The organism is Bacillus sp. XT-4, from assembly GCF_050864245.1.
GTDB classification, from domain to species: domain Bacteria; phylum Bacillota; class Bacilli; order Bacillales; family Bacillaceae; genus Bacillus; species Bacillus altitudinis.
Map to the genome: position 1 here is coordinate 719,861 of NZ_JBPAFI010000002.1, position 18,893 is coordinate 738,753.

Sequence of the window (18,893 nt, forward strand, 5' to 3'; positions counted from 1 at the left end):
TATATCAAAAACAATCTTTTTTCTAACAGAGTTAACCATAAGATAATCTTATGAAAATACTAAAAAAATTCGTATTTTATTTATAGAGACTTTTGTATTATAGTGAAGATAACAACATTTCACTTACTGAACAAATATACAGGAAGAAGGTTTATATGTGATGAAGCAAGGAAACAGCCTTCGAACCGATCTCATTTTGATTGCGGTAAGCGGTTTAGGTGGATTCCTTTTGTCTCTAACAGGGATGTCTATCGGCTGGATGATTGGCACATTAATGACAGCTGCATTTATTGCCCTGCGCCGTCCCGCCCTGTTTCAGCGTAAAGGAAAGAATACCTTACGTATTCACAGTAGATGGCTACTCCTTGGTCAATTCATTCTCGGAATCGAACTAGGACAAAAAATGAACATGAAAGTCCTTCACATTTTCGCTGAAAATTGGCTTCCCGTGAGTTTCATGCTCGTCTTTTCTATTTTATTAGCCATGCTCTCCGGGTTTGTCTTATGGAAGCTGAGTAAAACAGATATGCTGACCAGCTTTGTCGGCACTGCCCCCGGCGGTCTTTCCGCTATGCCGGGCATCGCCCAAGAGGTTGGAGCAAATACAGCTGTAGTGAGTCTCGTACAAACGATACGTGTGTTAATGGTCGTACTGACCATTCCATTTACGGTATTTTATTTAAATACAAAAAGCCAATCAGATGTGGTAGTCGCCCAAGGCAGCGCCTTCTCATCAGGCGTTTTCACAATATCAAACATTTCTTGGACTGCTGCACTCATTTTAGGGGCATGGCTGATGTCACGCCTAGCCGTGCGTCTTCACTTTCCCGCCCCTTGGCTGATCGGCAGTATGTTAGGTGTGGCGGCTCTCCAAGTAGGGGCAGGCGCCTTGACAGGTCATGATTTGATTCCTTACTGGCCAGCCCAAGCGAACATTGCGTCACAAGTATTTCTAGGGGCAACCATCGGGTCAAAAATGAATAAACAAATGTTTGTCGGACTAAAAAATACCTTGATTGTGGCCGTCGTCAGCTCAGCCGGATTGATTGCTGCGACCGTTCTCAGTTCAATTGCCATCGCAGAAATAACAGGTATTTCTGTCATTACGGCCATTCTTGCTTTTTCGCCTGGCGGTATTGCAGAAATGGCCACAACAGCTGTTACACTTCATGAGGATTCCACATTTGTTGTGGCTGTACAAGTCGTCAGAATTATTTTGGTCATCGCCATGCTGCCACCGTTTTTTCGTTTCTTACATCATGTCTGGGCAAAAAGACAGACTGATTATAAAGCCGCTAAATAGAAAAAGCCGCTCTACTTATGCAGAACGGCTCTTTTTTATTCATCATGATTCCTTTTTACACCGACTACTTGATCCTTTGAGATCGTTCCAAAATGCCGGCTGTCAAAGCTATGTATTCGATTATCTCCGATCACGAAGTAATGATTGTTTTGTATGTTCTGACGACCGGTGATGGCTTTCAGCTGAAAATCACCTGTTAGGACGTTGCCCATTTTATGTTTTTTCTGTTCTTTTAAATACGGCTCTTTCCATTTTACACCATCAACAAACAGTTGATCATCTTCATATTTGATTGTTTCTCCTGGAAGCCCAATGACCCGTTTGATCAAGATTTGATTTTTAGGGCCATGAAATAATACATAGTCAAACCGGCTAATTTTCGTGAGTTTTGGCGAGAACTTGTTAATTAATAATTCTGTTCCATCTGTAAATGTCGGGTCCATACTAACCCCTTCTACTTTGTACGTGACAAACATGAAATTCTTTACTTGGAACAACAAGACGATGCATGTAATAATCATGAACCATAGCAATGGCTTCTTTTTCATTAAGAGCCTCCTTTGTCCTCACGCTGACTCATCCGAATATTCAACCTATTTTCTACTCTCTTTCCAACATACCATAATAAAGCAATGACTAGAACCGCAAAAATACTTCTTAACGGATTCTTTACTAAAGCTGAAATGTCATAGCCGATAAAACTAATAATAAAGAGCATGACACACTTCCCTGATAAAGCAGCTAATGAGAACTGCCAGACGCTGATTCTTGATAGACCTGCTACGACATTAACGGCAGCAGACGGTGTAAAAGGAAAGCAGAGTAAAATAAACAACGGACCAAATCCCCGCTTTTCAACCCAAAGCATTAGCTTTTGAATAGAAGGGTGTCTGCTAATAAAGTTCAACATCCTCATCTGTCCAAATTTTCTGATCAGTAAAAAGACAAGGATAGACCCTGCACTTGCACCAATCCAGGTCAATAAAAAGCCTTCCCATAGCCCAAAAGCATTTGCATTGGCCACCGCAAATGCCACGAGAGGTAAAAACGGTAGAAATGCTTCTATTAAAGGGAGTAATATAGCCACAATGGGTCCAAAAGCCTTGTAGCTTTCAAAAAATGATGTGATATTTTCATGAGTAAATATAGAAAGAAATAATGGCAACTTGTTTGACTCCTTCAAGGTTTGTCTATCTTTCATTTTACATGGAAAACATAAAAATATACAAATGAATCCCTCTCAGCCCCCCCTTGAGATTTTTTAACTCATCCGATATAATAAATAAGAACAAATGTTCTACACATAAAGAAAGCAGGCATGGACATGACGAGATTATCAAGCGTACAACTTCAGATGATGGAACAGGCCATCTTTCTTCCAATGGTCATCTCCATCCTCAATCGTGATTTGACGCACCTTAAAAAACATCAAACATTCAAACTAAATGAACCATATATTCAGCTAGTCACCTCTTCATTAAAAGAAGCACAAAAAGCCCTTTATCAACTGAAACAACAGTTACGTAAAGAAAAAATGAACGTACAGCAAATTGAACACGATGAAGGATTTACGACATATTTATTTCTGATCAATGGCTATGAAGAAAAGCATAAATATTTTAATCCCCGTATACGTCATCGTGTAGAGGAAATGCTCACCCATTATTTCCTCCATTCAGGAAAATAATATGGTTATATTTTACATTTATAGAAGGAACTCTTCACTTTTTGGCGAATTGATTATTATACCAAAAATTAGGAGGTTCCAACTCATGTTCAAAAAAATAACAGCACTTACCTTAGCAGCAGGATTACTTGTGCCAAGCACAGTGTCAGCATTAGAACCACTGCAAACAGGAAAACAAGCCCCAGCAGCATCTACACAAATAACAAGTGTAGCCTATACAACGGTTTCTATCGTTGGAAAACGAGTAAAGTTTGAAGTGAAAGCACTCGAAAATCCTTTCAACATGAATTACTATAATCGAATTGCTTGGACGAGTACGGACGAAGAGCCAAGTGTATTCAATGACAATATTCTATCGGTCATTGTCGCTAAAAAAACCGGACAGTCTTATCAAGTCTTTTCATACGAAGCGCTCACTTCGGTAAAGGACAAGATTGAATCAGGTCAAAAGGTGTATGGCTGGGCGCTTGCTTTAAATGGTGTGTGGTACCCAACGATGCCTGCAACCCTCTATTATTAAAAAAAAAGCCTGCCACAGCGGCAGGCTCCAGATTGTTGACAAAGGGCTAAAATGAACTTTATTTTAGCCCTTTGTCTTCTTTTCAGCGTGATAGAAAACCTTTGCAGTCTAGAAAGGACGAGTACTGGCGCGGAGCGAATTTCACATTCGTGAGCACCAGCACGCAGGACTGACAAAGAATGCGAGGGTTTGTCTACACGCTGAAGCCTGCCACAGCGGCAGGCTCTTTCTCCATTATGACAATTCGAGCTGTTTTCTCAGCTCTTGTCTCACTTCTTCTAATCCTGGTCCATCTAACTCAAAGTAATACACATTCCCAGGCTGGTAATCGTGCCCTTTTAACTGGATGGTATCCACTGATTTTAATGAACTCAGTAAAGGGAATAGACCGATCAACTGTTTCATGGATAAATTGGTGGAGACGTTATCTCCAAGTGTATCAATGATGTTGTCATAAGACGGTATGGACGAAATGGATTTGGATTTTTCAAAGATGGCTTGAAGTGCTTCCATTTGGCGCTTTCCGCGCATGAGATCACTATCTGCCTTTCTCGTTCTCACAAACGCTAATGCTTCTTCACCACTGAGCGTATGCGTGCCTGTTTCCACATGAACTTTTCCTTTTGAATCCTTTTCCATTTGTTTTGCAATGCCTTCATCTTCAATCGTTACGTCAATTCCATTTAGCTCATCGACAATGTCTTGAAACGCCTTAAAGTTTCCTGCAATCACATAGTCTACCGGGATGTTTAACAAATTCTCTACCGTTTTGACTGATAAATCTGCACTCCCAAACGCATGGGCGTGAGCAATTTTATCATATCCTCTCCCCGGTATATCAACATAAGAATCACGAGGAATACTTAGGAGCTTGATCGTTTTGTCTGTTCGATTCACCGTCGCCAGTAAGACCGCATCACTTCTTGCTTCGTCTACCGTTTCACCTGGACGGCTGTCAATCCCTAAGAGCAGCACCGAAAAGCTATCCTTTCCTGGATCAAAAGCTTTCACACGCTTTTGCGAGGTCTCTCCTCTTTCTAAAGATACTTGCGCTTTATTCGACGCTTTTGAAATTTTATAGTATGCATATCCTGTGACAGATACTGCCATGATCATGACAAATGCCATGATAAACAGCACGACTTTCACCCAAGGTCTTAGCCTTCTTTTTGATCTTGTTTTCTCCTTCATCCTTTCCGAACCCTCACTCTATCTTAGTCTCACAATGTAGGTTCCACTATAACATATTTTGATGAAAGTTTCCTGCATGCAACATATTTTTATGTATCCACAATAAAAAGCTGCTCGATAGGAGCAACTTTTCATCCATTACTTTTGTTCAATTCCTTTTTTCACTTCATCAATCATCGCATTCAATGATTCAAGGCCGCCGCCCGCTAAATACCACATGTCAGAGTTTAAATACACCACATGATTGTTTTTAACCGCTTTGACTGATTTCACATAATCATTTTCAACAAGCTGTTTCGCAGACGTTTCTTCTCCAATCGCCGCACCGCGATCCACGACAAATAAGTAATCTGGGTTCGTTTTGACCATATACTCATACGAAATGCTTTGTCCGTGTTTATCAGATGGCTCTAGCTTTTGATCTGCTGGTGTAATCCCAAATACATCATGAATCAGACCATATCTTGACTTAGGACCAAATGCCGTCATTTTGCTGTCGTTCGCCATAATGACGAGACCATTTTTCTTTAACTTTTTGGCTTGTTTCTTTAATGCATCTACTTTTTGATCAATAGCAGAAAGTTCTTTTTTGACTTGGTCTTCCTTATCAAAAATCTTTCCTAATGTTTCAGCATTCTTTTTAAATGATTCCATATAGTTTGCGTTATCTACATCCATATAAATCGTCGGAGCAAATTTAGAAAATTCATCAAATGCATCTGCTTGACGGTGCTGAATAATGATCAAGTCAGGCTTCATCTCTGCAATTTTCTCAAAGTTTGGCTCTTTTAACCCGCCGACATTCTCATATTTGTCACTTTCATATTTAGATAAATAGTGAGGAATCACTTGTTTTGGTAAAGCTGTCACGTTGACACCAAGCTTATCAAGTGTATCGAGACTTCCCATATCAAAAACGACGACTTTTTTCGGGTTTTTCTTGATCTTCACACCGTCTTTATTCAACATATCCTTTACTGTTACGGTTTCCTCATTCGTTCCCGCTGTTTTTCCTTGGTTACCACAGGCAGCAAGGACAGCAATCGCTGTTAATACTGTTATCATCCAAATCCATTTTTTCATGATTGATCACCTCTTCATTTTTTCAAGAAAAATATAAGCAAATACGCTCACCACGAATGACTTCGATCGGTATGCGCATGTCATAAATGTGTTCAAGTACTTCTGTTTGAATCACTTCATCAACGCTTCCTTCTTTGACCACCTGACCCTCTTTTAAGGCGACGATGTGATCTGAATAGACAGATGCAAAGTTAATATCATGGAGAACAACAACAATCGTTTTTCCAAGATCTTTCACGAGCTGCTGAAACAGCTTCATCATTTCAACTGAATGGTTCATATCTAAATTGTTTAAAGGCTCATCTAAGAAAATATAATCCGTATCCTGAGCCAGCACCATGGCAATAAAGGCTCTCTGCCTTTGTCCGCCGCTTAGTTCATCTAAATATTGATGCTGGATTTCGACGAGTCTCATGTATTGAAGCGACACATCAATCATGTTCTCATCTTCTTTTGTCAAGCGGCCTTGAGAGTAAGGAAAGCGGCCAAAGCTGACAAGCTCACGAACGGTCAGACGCACACTCATGTGGTTCGACTGCTTCAAGATGCTCATTTTTTTCGCAAGCTCCTGAGGAGAGTAGGCACGATAAGGTTTGTCCTCTAAACAAGCTTCCCCAGTATCAGGTTGAATCAGGCGGCTCATGATGGACAAAAGCGTACTTTTGCCTGCGCCATTTGGACCAATGAGAGAGGTCAGCTGTCCTTTTTTTACACTGACAGTTGTTTCGTGAAGCACTGTTTTTCCGTTATATGTCTTACTGACTCCCTTCATCACGACCATGAACGACTCTCCTTTAAAAGTAGATAAATAAAATACAGTCCGCCGACTAAATCAATCAGCACACTAAGCGGTGTTTGAAACGTAAAAACCTTTTCCACAAGAAATTCCCCGCCAACAAGCGCAATGACACTAATGAAAAACGAGCCTAATAGCAAGTACGTGTGCCGATATGTACGAAACAGCTCTCTTGCCACATTTACGACGAGTAAGCCAAGAAACGTAATCGGGCCGACGAGCGCCGTCGCAATAGAAACAAGGACAGCAATGACGATCAGCATCTTTTTTGTGATCCTGTCATAGTCAATCCCGAGATTCACAGCCTGTTCCTTTCCTAACGACATGACATCTAATTTCGCGCGGAAGGTCCATATATAAAGACAAAGTGCCGCAAATAAAAGAGAAGCGAAGAGTAAAATATCTGTGTTCATGTGATTAAAGCTGGCAAAGGACTTGTCCTGTACGACTTGGTATTCATTCGGGTCAATGAGCATTTCCATAAAGGAAGAAAGACTTTTGAACAATGTTCCAAACACAATCCCGACAAGCAGGAGTAAGAAAATATGCTTGTTTTTGCGCTTGAACATGACCGTATAGAGCAGCACAGAAAACAGAATCATTAATCCAACGCAGAGAAAGAAATTCAGGTTCTTATTCGCGATCATCAAATTGGTCGATCCAAAAAGATAAATAATCGCCGTTTGCAAAAACAAGTAAAGCGCGTCTAACCCTAAAATGCTTGGCGTTAAGATTCGGTTGTTGGTCAATGTTTGAAATACAACAGAGGAAAAGGCAATCGCGCCTCCTGTCAAAGTCATGGCAAGCACCTTTTTTAAACGGCTCGGCACTGTGTACTCCCAGTACCCCATTTGAAAGGTGACGAAGATGACAATGAATACGGCTGCAATGGCTGCAATGAGAAATAATGTTCGTTTCTTATGCATAGCGCTTCCTCCTTAATAACATGTACAGGAAGATCGCACTTCCAATAATGCCGACCATAAGCCCGACAGATATTTCATATGGATAAATGATCACCCGTCCGAGTACATCACATATGAGCACAAAAATGGCCCCTAATAAAGCCGTATGCGGCAGGCTCTTTTTCAAGTGATCCCCTCGGTAGATCGATACAATATTCGGAATGATTAAGCCGAGGAAAGGTAGCATGCCAACAGTCAAAATCGTTACAGAAGTAATCATCGAAACAATCACCAAACCAACTGCCATGACACGTTTATACGTTAAACCTAAATTGACGGCAAAGCTCTCACCCATACCAGCCACTGTAAAGCGGTCAGCATATAAATACGCGATGATCAATAGAGGAACACTCACATAGAGCAGTTCATAACGCCCCTGAACAATAAGAGAAAAATCCCCTTGCAGCCATGCGGATACGTTTTGGATCAAATCATATTTATAGGCTATAAACGTGGAAATTGAACTAATAATTCCGCCAAACATTAAGCCGACTAACGGTACGTAGATCGTATCGTTCACCTTAATATGGCGTAAAATTTTTAAGAATAATAGATTGCCAGCTAACGTAAATAAAAACGCAATCGCCATTTTCATCAGCGGGCTTGCTTGTGTAAAAACAAGCATAGCGGTTAAAATACCCAGCTTGGCCCAATCCATTGTTCCTGCAGTCGTTGGAGAGACAAATTTATTTCTAGTCATGCTTTGCATGATAAAACCGCATAAGCTCAGGCTCATGCCAGCAAGCACAATACTCATCAGCCGCGGGATGCGACTTGAAAATAAGGTGTTCATTTGTTCATCTGATAGATGAAACAACTGTAAAAGAGACAGGTCCTGTACTCCGACAAACAGCGACGCACATGCCAAACACACAAACAACAAACTTAATTGGTACAACTTCATACAGGGTTCACACTTTCTATCAAGCTCTCTGCCACAAATGATTATCATTATCAATTAACGGCAGTTCATATATTATCATATTTAGTGAAATATTCAATAGTAGAATGAGAAAGGGTGAAAACCGCATAAAAAAACAGCTTTTAGGATCAGCTGCTTTTTTACGCTTCAATATTCAATTGAAACTGCCCTTGCAGTTCCTCTTCAGCCTCTTGAAATAACTGCCGCAAATTCTCTGCATAATCACCAAGCTCGTCTTTGCTTGCTTGATAATGAATCCATGTCAGCTCTATAGGCAAGCTCACTTCTCCTGTTAAACAGTCCCAAAGGGCATCAAGATTTTTCCCGTAATGATCAGGAAGTTGTAACACTGTTTTTAGTTGATCATGAAGCTCCTCTTGTGATCTGCACATCGCACCATTTAGCTGTACTTTTTTCATTTCCCTCCCCCTCTTCTGTCTTTATTTTAAACGAATTGGAGAGGAAAGAGAAAGAATCCATTTCACTTTTGCCTCTCTCTGAAACTTAAACTAAGCAAGATCAGACAGGCAGCCAACACGAGCATGAAAAAGAGCGTTAACACTGTCTGAGTACCGTACATATCAGCAAAGAGACCCACGAACACACTTGGTATCCCAAGACCTAGATACGCAAACAAGTAATACCCAGCAACGGCTCTAGCCGCTTCCTTCTTCCCTTTCTCAACAATCAGCTGGAGACCGCCTAAGTAAGTAAATCCATAGCAAGCTGTACCCGCTAAAAGAGTTCCAGCAAGGACAAGGAATATAGACCCGCTATTAGCACCGAATAACAGCAGGCCATATCCGCACGGAAGACAAATAAAACCGATACGAAGCGCTGCACTGCTATTCATCTTTCGGACAAAGGGCTGCATCAGAACACCTGCCATATTAATAAAAAACAGCGCCGGGCCTACCCACAATTCATAGCCATTTAATTTAAGCTGTGCTGGCAAAATCGAAATGACAAGACCGCACACAGACCATGCGATAGCAATGGCTATGTTCGCTGGCATTGTTCCTTTTGGAAACCTCGGCATGTTCATGAGCGGTTTACTTGCATCCCCTTGTACAGGCGGCACCAAAAAGAATACAGCAACAATCGTCAACATGATCAAGACCAACACAATCCAATAGCTAAGAGGCGTCAGTGACACTCGCTCAAAAGAAAGAATCGCTGTAAAAAGAGCACCTCCTCCAAATCCAATTGAACTGCATAATGCGATAAACGTTGGGATCCAGCCCGATTTCTCTGGATATAAAGCAATCAAGTAGCCAGTACATGTGCCAACACTTAACCCAAGCCCCACTCCTTGCAGCAGCCGGGCGACAAAGAGCATTTGTATGGTCGGCTGCACGATCATGAGCAGGGTGGCACATAATGAAAAGCAAAGAGCGATCAATAAAATCGGTTTTCGTCCAGCCCGGTCAGACATGCCGCCAAGTAACAGTAATACTGGAATCAGTCCGAAAACATACGCAGCAAACACAAGGGCTGTTGACGCCTTTCCGTATCCTGCCTGCTCTGCATATTCCGTATAAAGAGGGACTTGCAGGTTCACTGCTGTTGTAATCATAAAAAGGCTAAATAAAACGAACACAAACGGAATCATAGATAGCTGTGCTGTTTCTTCTTTTGATGCAGGAATCATGGGACTCTCTCCTCTGTGTAAATGATATGAACCAGTGTACACATCATTTGGATTTCTTCCCACATCCAAAAATGAAGCTATTGACCAGTCCATAATTCCATGTCATCATCAATGATGACATGACAAAGGAAAGAAGGTGCACTGTGTACATTCATTTAGACCGTTCCAGCCCTACCCCGCTCTGGCAGCAAATCGTCAATGGCATCATTCAAAAAATTCATACAAACACCCTGAATCCTGATGATCAGTTGACTCCGACAAGAGTATTGGCACAAGAGCTCAACGTATCTCGATCCACCGTACAGCTTGCCTATGATGAACTGCTGGCAAGAGGCTATGTCAGCACCTCTAGAAGAGGCGGAACAAAGGTCATTTCAAGTGATCACTATGCTGCTTCTCCCCCACATCAAAACGAACCACCTTTTGCACTTCCGACAAGACCTCACTTTGACGAGGCTGAAAAACAAATGGATCACTGGCTCTCGGCCAATCAATTTCATGAAACACTTGAGATTGATTTCCGCCATCAAGAACCAGCCATCGACGACCATTTTCAAAACATATGGAAACGCTCGCTTCTAAAAGCACTACAGCGCTTAAATATGAAAGATTGGGGCTATTCTTCTCCGCATGGATTATGGGAAGTGCGTTCAGAAATTCGCCAATACTTATCGGTTGAACGCGGCATTGATATAGAAGAAGACCAAATGGTGTTAACAGGGGGCACACAGCAAGCCATTGACTTAATTTCACAAGTCATGCTCAAAAAAGGAGATACAGTCGCTGTTGAAGATCCTGGTTTTCCTGGAGCTAGGTTGTCCTTTCTACATCGCGAAATGAATATTTACCCCGCACCAGTCGATGAAGGAGGAATGATGGTGAATACATTGCCAGAACGTACAAAGCTGATCGCTGTAACGCCCTCTCATCAGCGGCCAACCGGTGTCTGTATGAGCGTCAATAGAAGACGGGAGCTGCTGCAGTTTGCTGTGCGGCATCAATCTTACATATTAGAAGATGATTTTGATGGGGATTATCGTTATCATGGCGGACCGCTTCCTTCTTTATTTTCAGAAGCACCCGATCATGTGATCTATATTGTCAGTTTTTCCAAGGTACTTGCACCAGGCATCCGCCTTGCTGCCATCATCGGCTCCAAAGCAGTCATCAAAGAAATCGCTGCACTGCAATCACTTATTCAAAGACAGCTGCCGATCATGGAGCAAATCACTCTTGCCTCTTTTTTCAGAGAAGGAGAGTTTACGCGATATGTCAGGCGGATGAGACAGGTGTATAAAAAACGGCAGGCAGCGATGATGGATGCTCTTTTGACACATCACTTTGACAAACACTTCCGTTTATATGGAACCGATACAGGCCTTCACGTCTTTTTGGAAGGAACATCAGACTTTGATGAACAAGGTACGATTGAGGCCGCAAAAGCGGCAGGTGTCGGCATTTATCCATTAAGCCCCTATTGTTATGAAAGCAAAAGGAAAGGGTTGCTGCTTGGCTTTGCCTGTACGGATGAAGCCATGATTCAAGAAGGTGTACGCCGATTAAAGCAAACACTGCACATCTAAAAAAGCCTGGAAGTCTCTCTTCCAGGCTTTTCATTGTGATTGCTGAACGTTTCCTACTTCTTCAATGAAAGAGACTGTCTCTTGCAATCCATCTTGAAAATATTGAGTGGCTGACATAAACAGCTTTTCTTGATCAGGACGCTTCAACAGCTGCTCTACCTTGCTCATTCCTTTTTCAAATGAAGCAAGACCTGTCTTTAATTGTTTGTCTGCCTTTTGATACACAGCTGGCACTTCTTGATGAGTAAGCCCTTTTTGAATGACACGGTCGAATGCTTTCGTCGCTTTTGTCAATTTTTCATTCACTTGAATTTTTCCGTGTCCATCTGAAATAAATTGATCGGTCATGTGTTCATATGCTTCATTTAACTCATCCATATAACGCTGAACCCATTGTTCATACGCAGCTTCTTTTGTGTTTTGTTTTGAAGGCGGCTGACCTGCTTGATTGCAGGCTGTGAGTAGTGTCACTGTCACGGTAAATAGCAGCATCAAATGCCATCGTTTTTTCATACACGGCCCCCATTTCTCTTTCCCATTTGTTCATATCGGTCAAATATGATCAACTTTTACCTCATACGAACACCTTGCAAGAAATGACTTATTTTTATTGTAACAGACCGCATGTATCACTTCTGTGATTTATGCGGAAATGAATGAAAATCCTTCTAATGGTTCACATTTCCCTGCCATTTCATGATGATACAGTCAATAGACGACGAGAAAGGCACATTTGGTTTCAATCTAATTCATCTTCGCCATTTTTTCTCCAATAAAAAAGACCCCTTTCGGCGCCTTTTATGATCCTACCCATTTATTGCAGCTTTCCTTTACAAGCAATCTCCAGCTCTTCTACCACTTCGCCATCTTGAATGAGGTATGCTTTTTCATGAAGATTCACAGCAGGACAGATGTGATTCGGAATAATTTGCACCTTCTCACCGATCTGTACACTTTGACGAAAGCCTTCATGATAGATAATGGCATGCTCGTCAAATACGCTTGAAACAAATACATCATCATATTCTTTCACTTTGCCTAAGCCCTCTGTTTTGGTCAGCCCTTTTGTACGTGTTTGTGCCGTCAGCCCCTTGGCCCCTACATCTGTAATCACCCGGCGCTCTGTCGGTTTACTAATGACCGTTGTCAGCACAGATGCTGCACAATGTGAATATGTGCCGATTACATTGGACTGAGAAGCATCCATCAAGATGTATGTGCCTGGCCGTATTTCTGTGACTCCTTTTGGAATATCAAATTGAAATAAAGATGGCGGTGTTGATCCAATACTGACGACCTCTAGCGGCATACCAGCTTCTTCTGCAATCTGCGCAAAACGGAGCGTTCGATTTACAGCCTCATTGTATAATGTCTGGCAATGTGCTTTACTTTCCGCTTGATACGTATGACCATCATGAGAAAAAATCCCCTTTAAATGAACGGCATCACTTGTTTGAATCGCCTCTAATATGTGGCAGAAATCATGTTCTTCAATGACACCAGACCTTCCCTCTCCAACCTCTATCTCAATTAAAACCTCCGCTTTTTTCTCTGATTCACAAAAGACTTGCTCAATCTGCTTCACATGCTCAACACAATCTATACCGAATGAAATCTGTATCAACTCTGCCAGTTTACGAATCCGCTTGAGTTTAATCTCACCTACAATTTGATTGGCGATAAAAATATCCTTGAGCCCATGGGCTGCCATTACTTCAGCCTCTCCTACTTTCGCCACCGTAATGCCAGATGCACCTTTCTCTTCCTGCAGCTTGGCAAGTGCAGGCGTTTTATGAGTTTTCGTATGAGGGCGCAATTTGACATGCTGACGGTCTGCGTATTGCTGCATCGCCACTACATTCTCCATCATCACCCTTTTATCAATGAGTAGTGCCGGCGTATCCAGTTCTTCATACATCATCCCCATGACCCCTTTCGTTATATAAAAAATTATATGATATAGATAAATTATATATTTTTTTATACGATAATCAATGGTTTTTTCTGCAAAAAAGTGATGACGATGAGTAAGCAGTCCAGCGGCTGTCTGCCGCTGGTCTCTCACTAATAACGATTACGAAGTTCTCTTAAGATAAAATCATACACAAGGTTGAGCTGCTGTTCCTTTGGATACAGCATAAATTCTTGTTTCTTAGGAAGACCTCCATCAAGTCGATCTTGAAATTTCGTTCGGAGATACGCTGTTCGGTGTACCTGACTCTCAAATGACTTATATGAGACATCTAATTTGACCGATTGCTCATTTGTAAAAGTAACAACCGTGTCTCCGAGGGATGATTCCTGAAAGATATGAATGTATTTGTGGGAGATCCATCCGCATTGAGGGCGGTTGGATGAATAGGTTGGGAAGAAATACAGATGATTGGATGAGTCAATCACGATGGGAGGCTTGTGGGAAATACCTGTTACTTCGTATGTTCCCGCTTTTCTGCCTGCATAGCTTGAGCCAAAGAACCTGCAACTGCGTTCTATAATTTGCAGCGGCTTTAATTCAACGTAAAAGCTTGTCTCTCTTTCGATCACTTTTGAATATACTCGTTTTCCTTCTTCAACCGGAAGGACCGCCATTGTTGTTTGATTAATGACGTATGAATCTAATGGTGTTTCACTAATTCCTGACACTTCATTTCCTCCTGTGTTAATTTTTGGTTATTTTAGATACTATTAATCTATCACCAACGTATAAGAAACGACAGGATTTTTTCAATATTTATTTAAAATTATCTTTTTATCATGTTTTTTAGTACATTCGATCTATCTAAAAGCCATTTTTAAAGATATATCGCATCTTGTCGACTGGACAAGTGGTGTCGATATGGCTCAAAAATAAATTGTCTAAAAATTATAAATTCTTGTTGATTTTTTCTCCGCCAATCCATATACTATAAAAAAGGCATCGGGGGGATTCTTTATGAAAGAGAAAAAAACGTATGCTGAGCTCATGAAGTCCCGCAACACCCAAAAAACCGAAGAGAATGGCGTTACTATTTTAGACATTTATATTCAAATGGTTTTAGATGAGGCGCTTTATAAACAGCGCTTAACCTTCCTTAGAGAAGAGATTGACAAGGCGCTAGATCAGCGTGATGAAAAGCGTTTTAATGACCTGTCAGCTCAATATGCAGAACATTGCTTACATCAATCATGATGATTTTACTTGCGGCAGAGAGACAGAAACTTGTCTCTTTACCGCAAGTTTTTTGTTTTTATCCATTTAATATGGTTCCGCCATTCACATGAATCATTTGTCCATTCATATAAGAAGAGTCTTCGCTCGCTAAAAATAAATAACTCGGTGCTAACTCTACTGGCTCACCAGGCCGCTCCATTGGGACATCACCACCAAATTCAGACACTTCCTTTTCCGTAAATGTGGATGGAATCAGCGGTGTCCAAATCGGTCCAGGCGCTACCCCATTTACCCGAATCCCTTGTTTGATAAGAGATAGAGATAATGATCTTGTAAACGTTACAACCGCCCCTTTTGTCGATGCATAATCAATTAAGGTTTCATGACCTTTATAAGCAGTGACCGATGCTGTATTAATAATACTGCTTCCTTTTTTTAAATGAGGGAGCACCGCTTTTGTTAAATAGAACATGGCAAATATATTCGTTTGAAATGTCCGAAGAAGCTGGTGAGAGGTAATCTGTTCAATGCTTTTTTGCGGATGCTGTTCACCTGCATTGTTGACCAAAATATCAATCGAACCGAAAGCATCTTTTGTTTGTTTGACGACCTCGTGTGAAAAAGCTTCATCGCCTAGATCGCCTGCTATTAAGATAACGCGACCTCCCATTTTTTCAATATAGTCCTTCGTTTCTTCCGCATCACGATGTTCATTCAAATAAACAATCGCTACATTGGCTCCTTCTTTCGCAAATAAGACAGATACTGCTCTTCCAATCCCGCTGTCTCCACCTGTGACAATCGCCGTTTTCCCTGTCAGCTTTTTGCCTTGCACCTCTCGATCAAAGATAGGTCTAGGGTTCATTTTATATTCAAGTCCTGGACGTTCGTTCTGATGCTGAGGCGGTAACGTTTTCTTTGGCTGCTTTGTTGACACGTCAGACCACTCCTTCCTTTTTATCTCGTTTATTTTTATGTGTTGCTCATTTTTTTATGTATTTCGCTCTTGTTTTCATTAAAATGTATGATTTTCAGCATCGTGGAAAAATTATACACAACAAGTGACTGGAGGCGACAACATGGAACAAGAACATAAAGGATCGGAACAAGCAAAGTCATTATGGCTAGCTGATAGTGAGAAGCCCTCTTTTCCTACTGTCAGCGAAGATCTTACAGCAGATGTCATCATTGTCGGTGCTGGTATTACCGGTATCGCTACTGCATTTGAAATGACAGAACGCGGACTGGATGTCATCATCATAGATGCTGATCAAGTATTGCAAGGAACCACCGGACATACAACAGCGAAAATTACCTCCCAGCATGATGTGTACTATCATGATCTGATTCAACATATTGGTATGCCGAAAGCCCGTTTATATGTAGAAGCAAATGAAAAAGCTAAGGAACTCATCCAAGCACGTGTGAAAGAGTATGACATTGATTGTCATCTTGAGGTAAAAGATGCTTATCTTTATACAACAGAAGAAAACGGCGTCAAAAAGTTAAAGAAGGAATTAGATGCGTACAAACAGCTCGGTATCGATCGCGAATGGAAAACAGCGCTCCCGTTTGATGCTGGCATCAAGGCAGCCCTCGCCATGACGCAGCAGGCACAATTTCATCCTCTTCATTATCTTCATGCACTGATCGATCAGCTCATTGACAGAGGCGTGCGCATATTTGAACAGACAACGGCAGTCGATGTAAAAGAAGGAAAACACCCTGCTGTCATCACAAAAAGTGGCCATCATCTGATGGGGCGCTCTATCATTTCATGCTCACACTTTCCTTTTTACGATGGCAAAGGACTGTATTTCACGCGAATCCATCCTGAGCAATCTTATGTCGTCGCAGCCAAAACAAAAAAACCGCTTCCAGACGGCATGTACTTAGGAATTGATCAGCCTGCCCATTCATTAAGAACAGCAAAATTCCATGGAGAAGACGTCGTGCTCATCGGTGGACAAGGCCATAAAACCGGACAAGGCGGAGATGAATCCGCACACTATGAAGCACTAGAAAAGTTTGGTGAAGCGACCCTTGGCATAACGGAAGTCCTTTACCGCTGGTCCACGCATGATATGGTCACAATGGATCAAATCCCATACATTGGCCGCCTGACATCACATCATTCGAATATTTTTGTGGCAACAGGCTTTAGAAAATGGGGCATGACCACTAGCCACGTAGCAGCAACACTGATCGGAGATTTGATCGAAGGAAAATCGAATCCTTACGAATCCATCTTTACTCCATCAAGACTCGTGTCAGACGCATTCGTAAAAGACTTTATCAAAGAAAACACCAATGTTGCAGCGAAGCTGATCAGCGGTAAATTAAAGCGAGCTGATCAAACAATTGATGATTTAAAACCGGGTGAAGGCGGGATTGTGTCTTATGAGCATAAAAAATGTGGCGCTTTTAAGTCAGAGGACGGCGATATCTTTCTTGTCGATACAACCTGTACTCATTTAGGCTGTGAAGTCGCGTGGAATAATAGTGACCGCACGTGGGACTGTCCTTGTCACGGGTCTCGTTTCTCCATTACGGGAGAAGTAGTAGAAGGTCCGGCGAAAAAACCACTAAAAAGGTCATATAAAGAACAGTAAAATTTCACTGTTTCCCCTTTAAAAAATCCAATATTATCCGATAAAAAACATAAAGTCTGATATTTTTGATGATCATGGGGGGACAAACACATTGTTATTTAAAAAAGAGAGTAAAAAGAAAAACACTGCTTTTTTCACACAGCAGGATGATGGGATAAAACGAATCAATTTTCCGGAGAATACGGACATTGCCAAACAAATTAAAATGATTGATTTGACGCAGCAAGACCTTTTTATCTTGAAACAGCTGAATCCAATCGTTCAAGATGAAATTGAACATATCGTCGATAAATTTTATAAAAACCTAGAAGTCGAGTCTTCCTTGATGCACATCATTCAAGATAACAGCTCAGTCGAGCGTCTAAAGAAAACACTACGCATTCATATTAGTGAAATGTTTGCCGGTGTGATTGACGAATCTTATGTGGCCAAAAGAATTAAAATTGCACAAGTTCATTTAAGAATTGGACTTCAACCTAAATGGTATATGGCAGCCTTCCAAGACCTATTGCTATCCATAATGGATTTATTTGCCCAGCATATCCAAGATTTCAAAGAATATCAGACGGCAGTGAAGGCGACGACGAAAATTTTAAATCTAGAGCAACAGCTTGTCCTAGATACGTTCCAAAATGAATACTCTAAAGTTCGTGATGAAGCAGAACTACAGCAAAAAGAGCTTCATACAAAAATTACAGAAACATCTAATTCACTTGCTTCTCTCTTCTCAAACACAACAAATGCAGTGGACAAACTTGTATCAAAATCTGATGAGATGGCGGATATGTCACAGGCTGGCACAAAGATCTCAGCACAAGTTGAAGAGAAATCAATTGGCGGTAAAAAAGAGTTAGAAATTCAGCAGACGCAAATGAACCAAATTGACGGCAGTATGACAAAGATTGAAACAGAAATTAAACGCTTAGAAGAAATTGCGAAACAAATTGAACAAATTTTTGGGATCGTCACAGGTATTGCGGAGCAAACGAATTTACTATCTTTAAACGCTTCAATCGAATCAGCTCGAGCAGGTGAACATGGCAAAGGCTTTGCTGTCGTTGCAAACGAGGTTCGCAAATTATCAGAGGATACAAAGAAAACGGTTTCAACTGTATCTGAGCTCGTCAACAACACAAATTCACAAATCGCCATTGTGTCACAGCATATTGCTGATGTGAATTTACTTGTGACAGACAGTAAAGAAAAAATGACCCAAATCAACTCGCTATTCGATGATATCGTCAGCAGCATGAACTTAAGCAAAAACCAAAACGGAAAAATTGAAATAGATTTGCAAACATTCCTAAACGAATTGAAAGAAGTCAAACAAACAGTGTCCCAAGTGGCAAGTTCGGTCGAGTCCTTAACGAGTCTGACAAATCACTGATCCAGTCATTCTTCTTCAGTTTTAGTATAATAGAGGAAAAGA

20 protein-coding genes are annotated in these 18,893 nt (G+C 41.2%); 7 read left to right on the forward strand and 13 right to left on the reverse strand.

Annotated features, from left to right (window positions below):
- The first annotated feature begins 160 nt into the window (after positions 1 to 160).
- Complete coding sequence (locus tag ACRRMM_RS08945) at positions 161 to 1,303, forward strand: AbrB family transcriptional regulator (RefSeq protein ID WP_007499137.1); 1,143 nt, start codon at positions 161 to 163, stop codon at positions 1,301 to 1,303.
- Between the two features lie 35 nt (positions 1,304 to 1,338).
- On the opposite strand, the gene lepB is transcribed toward ACRRMM_RS08945, so the two are convergent.
- Positions 1,339 to 1,851, reverse strand: coding sequence for a signal peptidase I (gene lepB / locus ACRRMM_RS08950; RefSeq protein WP_007499139.1), 513 nt, complete (start codon positions 1,849 to 1,851; stop codon positions 1,339 to 1,341).
- Positions 1,851 to 2,468, reverse strand: a complete 618-nt coding sequence (locus ACRRMM_RS08955; RefSeq protein ID WP_081298145.1) for a TVP38/TMEM64 family protein — start codon at positions 2,466 to 2,468, stop codon at positions 1,851 to 1,853. The genes lepB and ACRRMM_RS08955 overlap by 1 nt, the downstream gene beginning before the upstream one ends.
- A 159-nt stretch (positions 2,469 to 2,627) precedes the next feature.
- Here ACRRMM_RS08955 and ACRRMM_RS08960 point away from each other — a divergent pair, with 159 nt between their 5' ends.
- Complete coding sequence (locus tag ACRRMM_RS08960) at positions 2,628 to 2,990, forward strand: hypothetical protein (RefSeq protein WP_008348633.1); 363 nt, start codon at positions 2,628 to 2,630, stop codon at positions 2,988 to 2,990.
- 85 nt (positions 2,991 to 3,075) lie between these two features.
- A complete protein-coding gene (locus ACRRMM_RS08965; RefSeq protein WP_035700181.1) occupies positions 3,076 to 3,510 on the forward strand; it encodes a hypothetical protein in 435 nt (144 codons plus the stop codon).
- Positions 3,511 to 3,744: 234 nt separating this feature from the next.
- On the opposite strand, the gene ACRRMM_RS08970 is transcribed toward ACRRMM_RS08965, so the two are convergent.
- The 7 genes from ACRRMM_RS08970 to ACRRMM_RS09000 all read right to left on the reverse strand — a co-directional run bounded on the left by ACRRMM_RS08970 (position 3,745) and on the right by ACRRMM_RS09000 (position 10,118).
- Complete coding sequence (locus tag ACRRMM_RS08970; protein WP_007499147.1) at positions 3,745 to 4,701, reverse strand: LCP family protein; 957 nt, start codon at positions 4,699 to 4,701, stop codon at positions 3,745 to 3,747.
- Between the two features lie 138 nt (positions 4,702 to 4,839).
- Complete coding sequence (locus ACRRMM_RS08975; RefSeq protein WP_331832635.1) at positions 4,840 to 5,784, reverse strand: siderophore ABC transporter substrate-binding protein; 945 nt, start codon at positions 5,782 to 5,784, stop codon at positions 4,840 to 4,842.
- A 22-nt stretch (positions 5,785 to 5,806) separates the two neighbouring features.
- Positions 5,807 to 6,565: an ABC transporter ATP-binding protein gene (locus tag ACRRMM_RS08980; RefSeq protein WP_428828859.1), complete on the reverse strand. Its 759-nt coding sequence runs from the start codon at positions 6,563 to 6,565 to the stop codon at positions 5,807 to 5,809.
- Positions 6,556 to 7,506, reverse strand: a complete 951-nt coding sequence (locus tag ACRRMM_RS08985) for an iron chelate uptake ABC transporter family permease subunit (RefSeq protein ID WP_057079733.1) — start codon at positions 7,504 to 7,506, stop codon at positions 6,556 to 6,558. The genes ACRRMM_RS08980 and ACRRMM_RS08985 overlap by 10 nt, the downstream gene beginning before the upstream one ends.
- Positions 7,499 to 8,449: an ABC transporter permease gene (locus ACRRMM_RS08990; RefSeq protein ID WP_017360230.1), complete on the reverse strand. Its 951-nt coding sequence runs from the start codon at positions 8,447 to 8,449 to the stop codon at positions 7,499 to 7,501. Before ACRRMM_RS08990 ends, ACRRMM_RS08985 begins: the two co-directional genes overlap by 8 nt.
- Before the next feature lie 158 nt (positions 8,450 to 8,607).
- On the reverse strand, positions 8,608 to 8,886 hold the full coding sequence (locus ACRRMM_RS08995) for a barstar family protein (RefSeq protein WP_048001722.1): 279 nt from the start codon (positions 8,884 to 8,886) through the stop codon (positions 8,608 to 8,610).
- Positions 8,887 to 8,948: 62 nt separating this feature from the next.
- Complete coding sequence (locus tag ACRRMM_RS09000; RefSeq protein ID WP_428828858.1) at positions 8,949 to 10,118, reverse strand: MFS transporter; 1,170 nt, start codon at positions 10,116 to 10,118, stop codon at positions 8,949 to 8,951.
- Between the two features lie 143 nt (positions 10,119 to 10,261).
- Here ACRRMM_RS09000 and ACRRMM_RS09005 point away from each other — a divergent pair, with 143 nt between their 5' ends.
- Positions 10,262 to 11,701, forward strand: a complete 1,440-nt coding sequence (locus tag ACRRMM_RS09005; protein ID WP_428828857.1) for a PLP-dependent aminotransferase family protein — start codon at positions 10,262 to 10,264, stop codon at positions 11,699 to 11,701.
- 30 nt (positions 11,702 to 11,731) lie between these two features.
- On the opposite strand, the gene ACRRMM_RS09010 is transcribed toward ACRRMM_RS09005, so the two are convergent.
- From ACRRMM_RS09010 to ACRRMM_RS09020, 3 genes are all read right to left on the reverse strand, one after another.
- On the reverse strand, positions 11,732 to 12,214 hold the full coding sequence (locus tag ACRRMM_RS09010; protein WP_428828856.1) for a hypothetical protein: 483 nt from the start codon (positions 12,212 to 12,214) through the stop codon (positions 11,732 to 11,734).
- A 301-nt stretch (positions 12,215 to 12,515) separates the two neighbouring features.
- Positions 12,516 to 13,622: an alanine racemase gene (locus ACRRMM_RS09015; protein ID WP_098681009.1), complete on the reverse strand. Its 1,107-nt coding sequence runs from the start codon at positions 13,620 to 13,622 to the stop codon at positions 12,516 to 12,518.
- Positions 13,623 to 13,765: 143 nt separating this feature from the next.
- Positions 13,766 to 14,344, reverse strand: coding sequence for a competence protein ComK (locus ACRRMM_RS09020; RefSeq protein WP_017366958.1), 579 nt, complete (start codon positions 14,342 to 14,344; stop codon positions 13,766 to 13,768).
- 289 nt (positions 14,345 to 14,633) lie between these two features.
- Between ACRRMM_RS09020 and ACRRMM_RS09025 the strand changes: the two genes are divergently transcribed.
- Positions 14,634 to 14,870, forward strand: coding sequence for an IDEAL domain-containing protein (locus ACRRMM_RS09025; RefSeq protein ID WP_008348804.1), 237 nt, complete (start codon positions 14,634 to 14,636; stop codon positions 14,868 to 14,870).
- Between the two features lie 58 nt (positions 14,871 to 14,928).
- On the opposite strand, the gene ACRRMM_RS09030 is transcribed toward ACRRMM_RS09025, so the two are convergent.
- Positions 14,929 to 15,789, reverse strand: coding sequence for an SDR family oxidoreductase (locus tag ACRRMM_RS09030; protein WP_008348806.1), 861 nt, complete (start codon positions 15,787 to 15,789; stop codon positions 14,929 to 14,931).
- Between the two features lie 142 nt (positions 15,790 to 15,931).
- On the opposite strand from ACRRMM_RS09030, the gene ACRRMM_RS09035 reads away from it, so the two are divergent.
- A complete protein-coding gene (locus ACRRMM_RS09035) occupies positions 15,932 to 17,464 on the forward strand; it encodes an FAD-dependent oxidoreductase (RefSeq protein ID WP_008348809.1) in 1,533 nt (510 codons plus the stop codon).
- Between the two features lie 25 nt (positions 17,465 to 17,489).
- A complete protein-coding gene (locus tag ACRRMM_RS09040; protein WP_370539267.1) occupies positions 17,490 to 18,851 on the forward strand; it encodes a globin-coupled sensor protein in 1,362 nt (453 codons plus the stop codon).
- The last annotated feature ends 42 nt before the right edge of the window (positions 18,852 to 18,893 follow it).